General features: G+C 64.7%; 12 protein-coding genes. 4 read left to right on the top strand and 8 right to left on the bottom strand.

Features of this window, described 5'->3' with window-relative positions:
- Nucleotides 1-92: 92 nt before the first annotated feature.
- Nucleotides 93-662, top strand: a complete 570-nt coding sequence (locus tag BMY03_RS19480) for a hypothetical protein (RefSeq protein ID WP_094012009.1) — start codon at nucleotides 93-95, stop codon at nucleotides 660-662.
- A 58-nt stretch (nucleotides 663-720) separates the two neighbouring features.
- On the opposite strand, the gene BMY03_RS19475 is transcribed toward BMY03_RS19480, so the two are convergent.
- Nucleotides 721-2,400 carry an MFS transporter gene (locus BMY03_RS19475; protein ID WP_023632052.1) on the bottom strand — a complete coding sequence of 560 codons (1,680 nt, stop codon included), beginning with the start codon at nucleotides 2,398-2,400 and terminating at the stop codon, nucleotides 721-723.
- Nucleotides 2,401-2,605: 205 nt separating this feature from the next.
- Between BMY03_RS19475 and BMY03_RS19470 the strand changes: the two genes are divergently transcribed.
- The gene (locus BMY03_RS19470; protein WP_038706283.1) at nucleotides 2,606-3,289 is read left to right on the top strand and encodes an AraC family transcriptional regulator; all 684 of its coding nucleotides are present in this window, start codon (nucleotides 2,606-2,608) and stop codon (nucleotides 3,287-3,289) included.
- Here the strand turns inward: BMY03_RS19470 and BMY03_RS19465 are convergent.
- The 3 genes from BMY03_RS19465 to BMY03_RS19455 form a co-directional block, all read right to left on the bottom strand.
- The gene (locus BMY03_RS19465; protein WP_094012008.1) at nucleotides 3,275-4,165 is read right to left on the bottom strand and encodes a sterol desaturase family protein; all 891 of its coding nucleotides are present in this window, start codon (nucleotides 4,163-4,165) and stop codon (nucleotides 3,275-3,277) included. The two genes, BMY03_RS19470 and BMY03_RS19465, sit on opposite strands and share 15 nt — an antisense overlap.
- A 90-nt stretch (nucleotides 4,166-4,255) precedes the next feature.
- Entirely contained in the window at nucleotides 4,256-5,077 is an 822-nt protein-coding gene (locus tag BMY03_RS19460) for a DNA-binding protein (RefSeq protein WP_094012007.1), read from the bottom strand.
- Nucleotides 5,078-5,172: 95 nt separating this feature from the next.
- Complete coding sequence (locus tag BMY03_RS19455; RefSeq protein WP_094012006.1) at nucleotides 5,173-6,111, bottom strand: Dyp-type peroxidase; 939 nt, start codon at nucleotides 6,109-6,111, stop codon at nucleotides 5,173-5,175.
- A 293-nt stretch (nucleotides 6,112-6,404) separates the two neighbouring features.
- On the opposite strand from BMY03_RS19455, the gene BMY03_RS19450 reads away from it, so the two are divergent.
- Nucleotides 6,405-7,193, top strand: coding sequence for a formate/nitrite transporter family protein (locus BMY03_RS19450; protein WP_094012005.1), 789 nt, complete (start codon nucleotides 6,405-6,407; stop codon nucleotides 7,191-7,193).
- 6 nt (nucleotides 7,194-7,199) lie between these two features.
- On the opposite strand, the gene pdxR is transcribed toward BMY03_RS19450, so the two are convergent.
- Nucleotides 7,200-8,690 (bottom strand): MocR-like pyridoxine biosynthesis transcription factor PdxR, encoded by a 1,491-nt coding sequence (pdxR, locus tag BMY03_RS19445; RefSeq protein WP_038706286.1) that lies wholly within the window; start codon nucleotides 8,688-8,690, stop codon nucleotides 7,200-7,202.
- A 79-nt stretch (nucleotides 8,691-8,769) separates the two neighbouring features.
- Here pdxR and BMY03_RS19440 point away from each other — a divergent pair, with 79 nt between their 5' ends.
- Complete coding sequence (locus tag BMY03_RS19440) at nucleotides 8,770-10,422, top strand: NAD(P)H dependent flavin oxidoreductase family protein (protein WP_038706287.1); 1,653 nt, start codon at nucleotides 8,770-8,772, stop codon at nucleotides 10,420-10,422.
- Between the two features lie 31 nt (nucleotides 10,423-10,453).
- Here BMY03_RS19440 and BMY03_RS19435 read toward each other — a convergent pair whose 3' ends face one another.
- The 3 genes from BMY03_RS19435 to BMY03_RS19425 all read right to left on the bottom strand — a co-directional run bounded on the left by BMY03_RS19435 (nucleotide 10,454) and on the right by BMY03_RS19425 (nucleotide 12,850).
- A complete protein-coding gene (locus BMY03_RS19435; RefSeq protein ID WP_023630723.1) occupies nucleotides 10,454-10,750 on the bottom strand; it encodes a DUF3144 domain-containing protein in 297 nt (98 codons plus the stop codon).
- Between the two features lie 29 nt (nucleotides 10,751-10,779).
- The gene (locus tag BMY03_RS19430; protein ID WP_094012004.1) at nucleotides 10,780-11,415 is read right to left on the bottom strand and encodes a LysE family translocator; all 636 of its coding nucleotides are present in this window, start codon (nucleotides 11,413-11,415) and stop codon (nucleotides 10,780-10,782) included.
- A gap of 97 nt (nucleotides 11,416-11,512) precedes the next feature.
- The gene (locus BMY03_RS19425) at nucleotides 11,513-12,850 is read right to left on the bottom strand and encodes an MFS transporter (protein ID WP_094012003.1); all 1,338 of its coding nucleotides are present in this window, start codon (nucleotides 12,848-12,850) and stop codon (nucleotides 11,513-11,515) included.
- Between the last annotated feature and the right edge of the window lie 36 nt (nucleotides 12,851-12,886).

Below are 12,886 nucleotides of genomic sequence, written 5' to 3'. Positions count from 1 at the left end.
CAGTCTGAAGTCTCGCGATCGAGGTGCTGGCGCCCCTCGCTGGGGCTGCTACATTGCTGACTTCCCCGGCGCAGCCAGAACAAGGACACCCCATGCGCTACGAATTCAGCGAAGTGTTCAACGACCTGGTCGACTATTTCCTGCTGGGCGATATCCAGTTGCTCGAACAGTTCAAGGAAGACCAAGACCTGCCCGATGACCTGGCGCGCGCGTTCACCAGCAGCGACAGCGGCGACCTGGCGGTGCAACAAGGCGTGATCCTGCCGCTGGCCGGCGTCGACAACCTGCCCTACCGCATCCTGTTCACCCTCGACGAACGCACCCCGGCACTGCTCGAACCCGGCAGCCGCCTCAAGCACCGTCGTCCGGGCCATATGCTGAGAGTCGAACACGGCGCCGTGATGCTCTTCACCTGGCGCATCCTGCAGCACTTCACCAACAAGACCCTGGGTGATCTGCTGGCGCGCTACCAGGAGCCGGGGCGGCCGATCATCGAGCTGGACAACGGCTGGTATTCGGTGGAAGTGCTCGCGGGCGCAGTAGTCCGCGACGGGGTGTACGAACCGGCGTTCGAATTCGTCATGAAAAAGACCTATGCGCGGCCACAGGCCTTGGAGGTGGATGTCGGCTACCGGTATACCTTGCGCGGGTACTTCGACTGACCAGGGCCGCTGCTGCGGCGTGGAGCGAGCCATCGCCGCAGCAGCAGACTGTCATCGCTCAGGTGTGATGGATATCCCGATCCTTGGTCTCGGGCAGGAAGAAGATACCCAACACCGCGGTCATCACCGCAATGATGATCGGATACCACAGCCCGTAGTAGATATCCCCGGTGGCCGCCACCATGGCGAAGGCCACCGTCGGCAGGAAGCCACCGAACCAGCCGTTGCCGATGTGGTACGGCAGCGACATCGAGGTGTAGCGGATCCGTGCCGGGAACAGCTCCACCAGCCAGGCGGCGATCGGCCCGTAGACCATGGTCACGTAGATCACCAGGATGGTCAGCAGCAGCAACACCATCGGGTAATGGATCTTCGCAGGGTCGGCCTTCTCGGGATATCCGGCCCCTTTCAGGGCACCGGTCAGCGTGGCGGTGAAAGCGTCGGCCTGAGTCTTCAGTTCAGCCGCGGCCAGGCCAGTGCCCTCGAAACTCGGGATCACCCGCTCACCGATACGGATCTGCGCCACGCTGCCCGGCTCGGCCTTTTCGTTCTCATACGGGATCGCCCGCTTGGCCAGCAGGCTCTTTGCGATGTCGCAGGAACTGGTGAAGCGGGCCTTGCCCACCGGGTCGAACTGGAAGGCACACTGCCCGGGGTCAGCCACCACCACGACCGGGTTCTGCTCCTGGGCAACGAACACATCCGGGTTGCCGTACTCGGTCAGCGCCTTGAAGATCGGGAAGTAGGTCAACGCGGCAATGATGCAGCCGGCCATGATGATCTTCTTGCGCCCGATGCGGTCGGACAGGCTGCCGAAGACGATGAAGAACGGTGTGCCGATCAGCAACGAACCGGCGATCAGCAGGTTGGCGGTCTGCGGGTCGATCTTCAGTGTCTGCAGCAGGAAGAACAGCGCGTAGAACTGCCCGGTGTACCACACCACCGCCTGGCCGGCGGTGCCGCCGAGCAGTGCCATGATCACCACCTTGAGGTTGTCCCAACGGGCAAACGATTCGGTCAGCGGCGCCTTCGACGCCTTGCCCTCGGCCTTCATCTTCATGAACACCGGCGACTCGTTGAGCTGCAGGCGGATGTACACCGAAATCGCCAGCAGCAGGATCGACAGCAGGAACGGTATCCGCCAGCCCCAGTCCTCGAACGCCTCGGTGCCCATGGCCGTGCGGCAGGCCAGGATCACCAGCAGCGACAGGAACAGCCCGAGGGTGGCAGTGGTCTGGATCCACGCGGTGAAGAAACCGCGCTTGCCCTTGGGCGCATGCTCGGCCACATAGGTGGCAGCGCCGCCGTACTCCCCGCCCAATGCCAGCCCCTGCAACAGCCGCAGGGTGATGAGGATCACCGGCGCGGCCACGCCGATCGTCGCATAGCTGGGCAGCAACCCGACCACCGCGGTGGACACGCCCATGATCACGATGGTGATCAGGAAGGTGTGCTTGCGCCCGATCATGTCGCCCAGGCGGCCGAACACGATGGCGCCGAACGGCCGCACGGCAAAGCCGGCGGCGAAAGCCAGCAAGGCAAAGATGAACGAGGTGGTCTCATTGACCCCGGCAAAAAAGTGCTTGGCGATGATTGCCGCCAGCGAGCCGTACAGGTAGAAGTCGTACCATTCGAACACGGTGCCCAGCGAAGAGGCGAAGATGACCTTGCGCTCCTCCCGGGAAATGCCACGTTGGGGCGCGCTACTGCCCGTGGATGCGCTGTCAAGGACCGCCATGGGTCGCCTCCGTCTGGTTGTGGTAGACCGGAGTGCTCCATCAGGTAGCCAAAGCACGCACCCAGGCCCAACGGCATTGCAGGCTGCGCGAAGCACGACGAGGCATCGGCCTCGAATCGCGGCAAGTCACTTCAAGCATAATCGGCCTTTGTACGATAGCCACTCGCCTGAGTGATCGAGCGCCGAAACGGATAGGGAACCGGCAATGAGCGAAGCACGGCACGGCGCCTGGCGAGGTCGGCTCTGGCTGGCCGATGATCACGGCCTGCTGCTCGGCACGGCGGGCCACACCGGTGTCCATGCCCACTATGCCCACCAGGTAGTGCTCGCCCTCGAGGGCCAAGCCTGCCTGCAGGTCAATGGCGAAGAGCACCGCGGCGACATGCTGGCCATCGCCTCGTTGCAGCCCCACGCCATTCTCGCGCCCGGCACCGCCTGCATCACCCTGTTCGCCGAGCCCCTGGCGTTTTCCCTGGAGACCTTGCTCGACGTCTGCCGGCAAGCCCCCCGCGATATCTCAAGCCTCGCCCAGGCATTGCGCCAGGCACCGCGTCGCCCGTTGGATCTCCGCCTGGCGCGGGCCCTCGCACGGATTCGCGCGGTGGACGAGCAGCGCCTGCCGGCCACGGAGTTGGCACAGGCAGCGGCGCTGTCGGTCAGCCAGCTCGAGCGCCTGTTCAGTGGCCGCCTGGGCCTGTCGGTGCGGCGCATGGTGCTGTGGCAACGCCTGCGCGTGGCCCTGGGCGAAGCGCTGGCCGGTGCCAGCCTGACCGAGGCGGCCATGGCCGCCGGCTTCGCCGACTCGGCGCACCTGAGCCGCAGCCTGCGCCAGCAATTCGGCATCCGCGCCAGCGAAGCCCTGCGCCACCTGCGCTCAGACGTGCTCTAGCGCCTGACGCAGGCTGTCCGGCACGGCTGCCGGCGGATGCGCCGTGGCCACTTGGCAGAACGGCTCACGCAGTTGCGCAAGGTACGTTTTGGGATAGTCCGGACGGTCGCCGATGCCCATGTCGTCATCGGCCAACCCGTAGGCCGGCAGGTGCAGGGCAGTGCCGAGCAAGCGATCCCAGACGGGGAAGAACAACGCGAAGTTGACGTCGCCCAGGGTGCCGTACTTCAGGTGGTGCAGCCGATGCACGGGGGCCCAGGCGAAAAGATGGCGCAGAACGCCGATGCGCATGTCGACATTGCTGTGCTGCAACAGCAGCTGGACCGCGATGCAGAACGCCAGCAACGCCGCCACGTCCTGCGGCAAACCCAGCAGCAGCAAAGGCAGCACGCCGCCCAGCCCCTCGGCCATCTGGTGCAGCGGGTGCTTCATCAAGCCATTGAAACCGTACAGCCGGGTCACGCTGTGATGCACCGCGTGCAGGCGCCAGAGCAGCGCGCTGCGATGGCTGGCGTAATGCACCAGGGTGATGCCCAGGTCGGCCAGGGGCAACGCCAGCAACAGTTGCCCAAGCACGGGCCAGTGGCTGGGCCACAGGCTTGTGGCTGGCAGCCAGCCGGCGAACAACGGGATGGCGGCGATGCTGGCGATATTGAGGGTTTCGTTGACCAATGCGTGCAGTGCATCGCGCCCGCCCTCGCCTGTTGCCTCGCGCCAGGCCGATTTGTAGGGGCACAGCACTTCGCAGGAGAACGACAGCAAGATCGCCACGCCAAGCAGGGGCAGCAGCCAGAGGATATCGGCGCCAAGATCGATCAGCCACACCGCGGTGGCAATGAAACCGAAGAAGAAACACGGGGCATAGAGGATACGCATGGATGGCTCCAGTCATGGTTGGAGCCGCCAGTGTTGCCTGGTGCCTGACCTCGGCGATTGAACGAACGGCGCATCTGTCGCAGCGATGCTCTACAGGGTCGGAGTGTCCGCGGCTCGGGCTGCCAGCTGTCTACGCATCTCATCGTTGGCGCCCTGGGCCTGGGCGAGGATGGCGCGCAGCCCCTGCACTTGCGCGTCACGCTGCTGCAATTGCTCGTCCAGCAGCGTGCCCCGGGCCGTGGCCTGGCGATGCTCGGCGAGCAGGCGTTCATTGTCGCGGTGCAGGCGCGTCAGCTCGTCCTGACGCGCCAGGGCGCCCTGCTGCAAGGTCTGCAACTGGCCTTGCAGTTGGCGCACCTGGGTCTCGTTGCGGCGTTGATCCTGTTGGCGCTGCTCGAGGCTGGCGCGCAGTTGCCCGTCCTTGTCGGCCAGGCGCGCCTGCAACTCACCCTGTGACTGGCTGAGGCTGGCGCTGCGCAACTGCTCGGCCTGCAGGCCGGCCTGGGCGGTCGTGAGGCGTTGAGTCTCGGCGTGCAGCGCAGCGGTCAGGGCCTCGACCTGGCGCAGCGTGCCAGCCAGGTCGCGCTGGGTCAGTTGCAGCTCGGCCTGCATCGCCGCACAACGCGCTTGCGCCGCCTGCTCGGCGGCGGCGATCCGGGCCAGCCCTTCCTCCTGCAACTGGGCAGCCAGCTGCTCGACCAATCGCGCCAACGGTTCGCTCAAGGCCCCCTGGCTGCCCAGCAATTCCAGCGGCTGCCGGTCCAGTTCCTTGAGGTACCGATGGATAGTGGTCTTCGAGCCGGTATTACCCAGCTCGATACGTACCGCATCGATACTGGGGTGTTCACCCCGGGCCATCAGTGCCTGGCGTGCCTGCTGAACGGCAGCCTTGTCTATGCCATTGCGGGCCATTGCTCATTCCACCTATTCGTACCATGGCATGTACCATTTAATACGGCGCAATACTGCACGGCACTGCACCTCGATTCAAGCCTGCGGGTGAAATATCATTCAGCGGCCTGTTCGAGGAAATCCACCGGCGGCACGAAGTACAACCCGCCGGTAACGGCGCGACTGTAGTCCAGGAGACGATCGTAGTTGCCCGGCGGCTTGCCGACGAACATGTTCTCGAGCATCTGCTCGATCGGCGCGGGCGACCGGGCGTAACCGATGAAATAGGTACCGAACTCCCCGGCACCGGGGCGGCCGAAGGGCATGTTGTCGCGCAGGATCTTGATCTCTTGCCCGCCCTCTTCCAGGGTGGTCAGCGAACTGTGCGAGCAACTGGGCTTGCTCGCGGCATCCAGCTCGATGTCGGCCAGCTTGGTGCGCCCGATGATGCGCTCCTGCTCCTGGGTCGACAGCGCCTCCCAGCCGGCCATGTCATGCAGGTACTTCTGCACCAGCACATAGCTGCCGCCGGCGAACGCCGGGTCCTCATCGCCTACCAGGGTGAAGCGTGCCACGTCCCGCGGACCGGGATTCTCAGTGCCATCGACGAAGCCGATGATGCTGCGCATGTCGAAATAGCGGAAACCCTGCACCTCATCGACCACCGCCACCGCATCACCCAGGCGCTTGACCAGCAACGCCGCCAACTCGAAACACAGGTCCATGTGCTCGGCGCGAATATGCAGAAGAATGTCGCCCGGCGTGGCAAGCGCCTTGCGCGCTCCACTGCCGAACTCGCGGAAGGGGTGCAGGCCAATCGGCTGCGGGGTGCCGAACAGGCGCTCCCACACCGCCGCGCCGAAGCCGATGACGCAAGATAGGTTGCCCGAGGGCACGCGCTTGCCCACCGAGCGCACCAGCCCGGCCAGGTCACCGCACACTTCGCGGACACGGACCGCGCAGTGCTCGCCTGGACCGAGCGTCGCCACCATGAACAGCGCGCTGCGGGTGATCGGGCTGTCCACCGCCTGCGGTTCGATCTGGTCAATAGTCATACAGGTTTCATCCCCACGCTTCGCTGGAAAAGGTCGGCGCATTACCCCATGCGGTGCGTTAATACGCGCCGGGCCGCATGTGGTATAGCACAGCCCGATGGCCTTCCCACCCTCATAGAGGGGATCTATCACCTGATCCAGGCTATCGATTTGACCGCGTCAAATTGCCTCAGCTACCGTGCCGCCCGCTTCAAAGCCACGTCGTCCTCCATAAGGCCAAGCGCATCACCTGCCCATTGCCGCCAACCCCCGACCCACGGCCTTGCCGTTGTCCTTGCGTTCGAGTTGTTGAAATGTCTGTGAATACCCCCTCCCGGATCACCGAGCTGGTCATCGAAGCCGGTACCCGCAAAGCCCTCTTACCCGCCCGCGCCATCTTGATCCTCGGTTTTCTGGCCGGTGCGTTCATTTCCCTGGGTTTTCTCCTGGCGATCCACGTCAGCACCATGATTCCCGCGCAGTGGGCCTCGTTCGGCACGCTGCTGGGCGCCGCGGTGTTTCCCATCGGCTTGATCCTGGTGATCCTGGCAGGTGGCGAGCTGCTCACCGGCAACATGATGAGCCTGCCTCTGGCAATGTTCGCCGGGCGTATCCGCCTGCGGGCAGTGGCGCGCAACTGGACCCTGGTGACCCTCGCCAACCTGCTGGGCGCGCTGTTCGTCGCCTACTGCTTCGGCCATCTGCTAGGGCTGACCGAGGGTGCTTACCTGGGCAAGACCCTGGCCAGCGCCACCAGCAAGGTGAGCGCCGACTTCCTGCACGCTTTCGTTTCCGGCATCGGCTGCAACTGGCTGGTATGCCTGGCAGTGTGGCTGTCCTACGCCAGTCGCGAGATGAGCGGCAAGATCCTCGGCATCTGGTTCCCGATCATGGCCTTCGTCGCCATCGGCTTCCAACACGTGGTGGCCAACATGTTCCTGATACCGGCGGCGATCTTCGCCGGCTACCTGAGCTGGGGGCAACTGCTGGAGAACCTGGCAGCAGTGTTCCTCGGCAATGCCGTGGGTGGAGCGTTTTTCGTCGGCCTGGCCTATTACGTGTCGTACGGTGTACCTGCTCAGGAACAGGGTGCGCTGCGCTGACAGCACCTACCCAGCGATTGCCGCTGCTGCCTGGGCCAAGCGCCGCACAGCCAGGGAGATCTCGCCCTGGTCCAACGATGCGAAGCCCAGGCGCAGGGCATTCTCCGCCTCGCCGGCAGGTGAAAACTGCCGGCCACTGCGCACCACCAGGTCCAGTCGCAGTGCCTCGGCCACCAGCCGCTGCACATCAATAGCTGGATCGAACACCACCCACAGAGCCAGGCCCCCTTCCGGCTCGCGCACCACCACCCGCTCGGCGAACGCCTCGCGCAGACAACGCGCCAGTGTCTCGCGCCGGCGCAGGTACTCCTTGCTCACCCGACGCAGGTGCTTTCTCAGCTCACCGGCGTTGATCAAGTCTGCCAGCATGCGCTGCATCACCGCGTCGCCCTGGCCCAAGGTCAGCGCCGCGGTCCGCGCAAATACTTCGATGACCGGTGCTGGCGCGACGATGTAGCTGCACCGGAAGGTACTGCCCAGCGATTTGGAAAGCGAGCCGATGTAGATCACATGGCGTTGCGCCGGATCGCTGGCCAGCGGCAGGTACGGCCGGCCGGCAAAGTGGAACTCATGGTCGTAGTCTTCCTCGATCACGCAGAAGTCATGCACTCGCGCCAGCTCCAGCAACCGTCGCCGGCGACCGGCACGTAGGCTGACGGTGGTGGGGAACTGGTGGTGGGGAGTGATATAGAGCATGCGCACCGGGTGCAACCGGCACAACGCGTCGATCTGCTCGACCCGGCAGCCCTGCTCGTCCAGGTCCACGGTCACCAGCCGAGCGCCCAGCCGGCGGAAGATCTCCCATGCCGGCGGATAGCTCAGGCGCTCGACCAGCACCACGTCCCCGGGCTCGATCAGCGCACTGGCGGCCAGGTACAGCGACATCTGCACGCCTTGGGTAAGGCAGATATGCTCTGCCTGCACATTCAGGCCGCGGTCGTGGCGCAACATTTGCGCCAACGCGCAACGCAGATAATGACCGCTGCCGTCACTGCCGTGGCGCACCGTGTTGCTGGCGAAGCTATAGCGCAGGGCATTGCGGTAGTAACGATGCAGCACGGCCTGGGGCAACAGCCTATGGTCACAGGCACCGTTATCGAAGAACAACGCACAGGGCCGCTGCTGCAATGCCGTCGCCTGGTCGTTTGCCGCGAAATAGGCGCCAGCCGGTGCGTCGCGCAGCACCGGGGCGAATGAGCGCGGGCCACCGGGCACCGGCACTGCCGCTGTCGCGAGTTGCTGGCTGACGAAGGTGCCACGACGCGGCACGCTTTCCAGCCACCCCTTGGTCACTGCCTCCTCGTAGGCAAGGATCACCGTCTTGCGGTTAACGTCGAGCAGTTGGGCCATTTCCCGCGTGCCGGGCAACGCCGTGCCGGGCCGCAGACGGCCTTCGGTGATGGCGGCCACCAGGCCTTCGACGATTTTCCGGTAGGACGCCTGTGGCGCAGCGTCATCGAGGTTGAGCAACAGCCGCCATTTGCGGAGCTGGACCATGTGAACTATCCAAAACTGGAGGTTTTCCTGGGCCAAGTCTACCGCAACAATCACGCCTTCTCCTTGCCCCGAGGTGCCCATGCCCAATCGTCATGTCATTGAATTGTCGCCCTCGGGCAGCACGTTCGACGCCCACCAAGAATTGCTGCTCGACGCCATGCTTGCCAGCGGCCTTGCCGTGCCGTTCTCGTGCCGCCGAGGTGCCTGCGGCTCGTGCAAGGTCAAGGTTGTTTCGGGTAGCTATCGCGACACGCCACGCAGCGCGGACACACCCGCGCCCTCCTATCCCCTGGCTCCCGACGAGATGCTGTTGTGTCAGAGCCATGCCTGCAGCGACATGTGCCTGGAGATTCCCGGCTGGTCACTGGACACCCCCACCCTGGCGTTCACCGCGCAGGTACAGAGCCTGCGCGCCTTGAGCCAAGACATCAGTGAACTGGTGCTGCAGCCCGCACAGCCTGTGGAGGTTCGGCCTGGCCAGTACGTCAGGTTGTGTCTCGACAACGGCGACAGCCGCTGCTTCTCCATCGCCAACCTGCCAGCGCAGGATCAAGGACGCATGGTGTTCCATATCCGCAAGGTCAGTGGCGGCCTGTTTTCCGAGCGTCTGCTGCCCACGTTGCGCAGGGGCGACACGGTGAAGCTCGAGGGCCCGACAGGTGCCTGCACTTGGCAGCATGAAAATGAACGGCCAATGGTGCTGTTCGCCACCGGGACCGGTTACGCCGGCATCAAGCCCTTGCTGCTGACCGCTCTGGCGCGCAAGGCCGAGGTTTCACTGTACTGGGGCGGTTCAACGCCGGACGACTTCTATGACCGTGGCTTTCTCGACCAGGCCGGCCTGGAGCACCCTCGGTTTCAGTGGCACCCGGTACTGTCGGCGCGCGCGCGCGTTCACCAGGTGGCGCTGGCCCAGGGACATCCCTGGGGGGACACACAGGTCTATGCCTGCGGTAACGCGGCGATGATCCGCGAGGCCCGCGAACAGTGCCTGGCTGCGGGGGTTCAGGCGCATCGGTTCATCGCCGAGGCGTTTGTCCCCAGCGGCACCGCGGCGGCGCCAAACGCACTGGATCCGTACTGGGAACAGGTAGGCCCGCGCTATTCGCTCGATGGCATGCTGGCCGCCCGCGAGCAGACGGTAAGAGCGCTGGCGGCGATTGCCAGTCAATTGAAAATCGGCATGACCACCGCCCAGGCCCTGGCGATGGCCGAGCAGACCTTGCAGGCCATGGGCGCCTCGCACACCTGGCACCCGACCTACATCCGCTTTGGCGACGACACCGTACGCACACCACGCCAGGGGATTGACCCGCAGCGCCGGCTGCGCGCCAGTGATATCGCCGTGGTCGACCTCGGCCCTGTGTGGGACGGCTATGAAGGCGACTATGGCGACACCTTTGTGTTTGGCAAGCATCCCCTGCATCTGGCCTGCGTCACGGCCTTGCACGAGGTGTTCGAGGAAACGCGCCAGGCCTGGCACACAGGACTGACCGGCCGCGAGCTGTATGACGTCGCCGAGCGCAGCGCCGCGGCAAAGGGTTGGCGGCTGGAGCGCAACCTGGCCGGGCACCGTGTCACCGATTTCCCCCATGCCCTGTTCGGCCAGCAGAAACTCGCCGATCTGCCGATCGTGCCGGGGGAGATGGTCTGGGTGCTGGAAATTCAGCTGTGCCATCCCACAGAACCGGTGGGAGCGTTTTTCGAAGACATCCTGCTGGCCAGGCGCTAGCGCCGCCTTCACAACGCCTGCGGGTGCTGGCTCAGCCGTCCTTGCCCAGCACATAGCGGTCGAAGTGCTCGATATGCTCTTCGAGGTTGTCCTCAAGCATCATCCGGTACTGCTCGCTGAAGTACTTCAACAATTCCTCGCGCGCTGCCGCCATCTCCGCCGCGGACTTGAAACTGCGTGCCGCCATCCAGGCATTGAAGCGGCTGGCGGCGAAGGTCATCGAAGCGCTGACCTTGCCGAGGTCCTCGAGCTTTTCGATCTGCTGGTTAGCCAGTTCCACATGCGCATCGGCGCGGTCGTAAAAGGCCTGGTCGGTGGCTTGTGCCATGGGAATATACCTATCGGAAAACTTTGTGCTCAGGCGGTCTTGGCCTGAACGGTGAACAGGCTGGCCCCCAGCGTCATGAACGACACGCCGAACAGGCGATTCATCAGGCGCGCACGGTTCGGCGCAGCCAGCTGGCGTTTCAAGGCTTGGGCCAGGGTGACATAGAAAGCGTGGGACAGTATCGAGCACAGGGCAAAGGTGACTACCAAGAGGCCGAGCTGGCCATCGGCGCCGTGGCCGGTGCGCATGAACTGGGGCAGGAAGGCGGCGAAGAACAGGATCGCCTTCGGGTTGGTCAGCGCGACTGCCACGCCATTGAGCAGCAGCCGCCGATTGCTGGCGCTGGCCTTGACCGGCTGCTCCAGCAGGTCAAAGGCGCTGGTACGGCTCTTCCACTGCTTGATCCCCAGGTAGATCAGGTAACTCGCGCCGAGCACCTTGAGCAGCAGGAAAGCCGTGGCCGAAGTCTGCAGCAATACCCCGAGGCCCGCACTGGTGGCGGTGGACACCACCAGCAGCCCGAGCGCGTTGCCCAGCGAGCCGAGCATCGCCCGCTTCGGCCCGTGGGACAGCGAGTTGGACAACGCCATGATGACACCCGGGCCTGGCGACAAGGTCACCACCATCGAGACAACGACAAATCCGAACCAATCGTGCAGCGACATCCTTGTACATCCTCGGGCCGATTACATGAGGCGGCGACTGTAACAGAATGCCGCCCCGCTCCGGAATTGGCGCTGCGCCTGATATCCCCGTGCTACATCAAGCCTGAGAATCCGCCAGTACCGTCCCCACCGGCCGTTCTTGCGTCGGTGCACGGTTGCACGCCACGAAGTCCTCCTGGCGCAGCACCACCAGCGCCAGCAGCGACGCCACGCCGGTGCCCACGTAGAAGTACCACGGCGCGGTAATATCCCCGGTCACCTTGATCAGCCAGGTGGAGATCAGCGGCGCGCTGCCGCCGAAGACCGCCACCGGAATGTTGTAGGCCATGGCGATGCCGGTGGAGCGGATGCGCGTCGGCAGCAGCTCGCTCATCAGCGCGTAGGTCGACGACGCATACAGCCCGAACAGGATCGCCACCGCCATCAGCGGCCAGAACAGGGTCGCCGGCGTAGCGCCCGGCGCGGTCTTGAAGAACCAGTACATGGCCAGGGTCGCCAACGTGCCGATCACCATCAGGAACGGCTTGCGCCCGTAGCGATCGGTGAAGGCGCCGCCAAACGGCATCACCAGCGCCGCCGACAGGCTGGCGACGAACACATAGAGCAAGGTGGTGCCGCTGTCGAATTTCAGCGTGTTGGACATGTAGGTCGAGGCGAAAGTCAGCACCAGGTAGAAGATCGAGCTGTGCAAGGTGATGATGAAGAACACCAGGGCAATCGAGCGCTTCCACTGCCACACCTCGCGCAGCGGCGCCTTGGAGGTCTGCCCGGCCTCCACCAGGGCGAGGAACTCCGGGCTGTCCTCGAGCTTGAGGCGAATATACAGCGAGATGAAGCCCAGAGGGCCGGCAATCAGGAACGGAATCCGCCAGCCCCAGTCCTGCATCAGCTCGGCGCCCAAGGCCCAGGTCATACCATTGGCCACCGCGCCGCCCAACAGCAACCCGAGCACCGCCGTGACCATCAGCCAGCAGGTGGCGAAGCCCCGACGGCCGGGGCCGGCGTATTCGGAGATGAAGCTGGTGATGGTGCCGATCTCGCCGCCGGCGGAGAAGCCCTGCACACAGCGGATCAGCACCAGCAGCACTGGCGCTGCGATGCCGATGCTGGCGTAGGTCGGCAGCAGGCCGAGCAGGAAGGTGGAGCCTGCCATCATCACCAGCACCGTGATCAGCGTGCGACGGCGGCCGATCTTGTCCGCCAGCGGGCCGAAGAACAGCCCGCCCAGCGGGCGGATGAAGAAGCTCAGGGCGAAGGCCGCGAAGCTCGCCAGCAGGCTGCTGGTGGGGTCGTCGGAAACGAAGAAGGCCTTGCCGATATACAAGGCCAGGAAACCGTATACACCATAGTCGTACCACTCGATCAGGTGGCCGGTGGTGGCGCCGATGAAAGCCCGGCGCCGCTGGCGCTGGGTGTTGGCGGGTGACATGCCCATGCGGGTAACTCCTGTCGTGTCGCTTTCCATGAAATG

Source organism: Pseudomonas soli, assembly GCF_900110655.1.
In the GTDB taxonomy this organism is placed as follows: Bacteria; Pseudomonadota; Gammaproteobacteria; order Pseudomonadales; family Pseudomonadaceae; genus Aquipseudomonas; species Aquipseudomonas soli.
Note: the sequence above shows the minus strand (reverse complement) of the source record. Positions and strands in the feature narration are given on the sequence as shown.

Coding starts and splice junctions, on each gene's coding strand:
- BMY03_RS19440 (WP_038706287.1), top strand. CDS start 8,770: ATGCCCAATCGTCATGTCATTGAATTGTCGCCCTCGGGCAGCACGTTC.
- BMY03_RS19480 (WP_094012009.1), top strand. CDS start 93: ATGCGCTACGAATTCAGCGAAGTGTTCAACGACCTGGTCGACTATTTC.
- BMY03_RS19450 (WP_094012005.1), top strand. CDS start 6,405: ATGTCTGTGAATACCCCCTCCCGGATCACCGAGCTGGTCATCGAAGCC.
- BMY03_RS19425 (WP_094012003.1), bottom strand. CDS start 12,850: ATGGGCATGTCACCCGCCAACACCCAGCGCCAGCGGCGCCGGGCTTTC.
- BMY03_RS19455 (WP_094012006.1), bottom strand. CDS start 6,111: ATGACTATTGACCAGATCGAACCGCAGGCGGTGGACAGCCCGATCACC.
- BMY03_RS19430 (WP_094012004.1), bottom strand. CDS start 11,415: ATGTCGCTGCACGATTGGTTCGGATTTGTCGTTGTCTCGATGGTGGTG.
- pdxR (WP_038706286.1), bottom strand. CDS start 8,690: ATGGTCCAGCTCCGCAAATGGCGGCTGTTGCTCAACCTCGATGACGCT.
- BMY03_RS19435 (WP_023630723.1), bottom strand. CDS start 10,750: ATGGCACAAGCCACCGACCAGGCCTTTTACGACCGCGCCGATGCGCAT.
- BMY03_RS19470 (WP_038706283.1), top strand. CDS start 2,606: ATGAGCGAAGCACGGCACGGCGCCTGGCGAGGTCGGCTCTGGCTGGCC.
- BMY03_RS19460 (WP_094012007.1), bottom strand. CDS start 5,077: ATGGCCCGCAATGGCATAGACAAGGCTGCCGTTCAGCAGGCACGCCAG.
- BMY03_RS19475 (WP_023632052.1), bottom strand. CDS start 2,400: ATGGCGGTCCTTGACAGCGCATCCACGGGCAGTAGCGCGCCCCAACGT.
- BMY03_RS19465 (WP_094012008.1), bottom strand. CDS start 4,165: ATGCGTATCCTCTATGCCCCGTGTTTCTTCTTCGGTTTCATTGCCACC.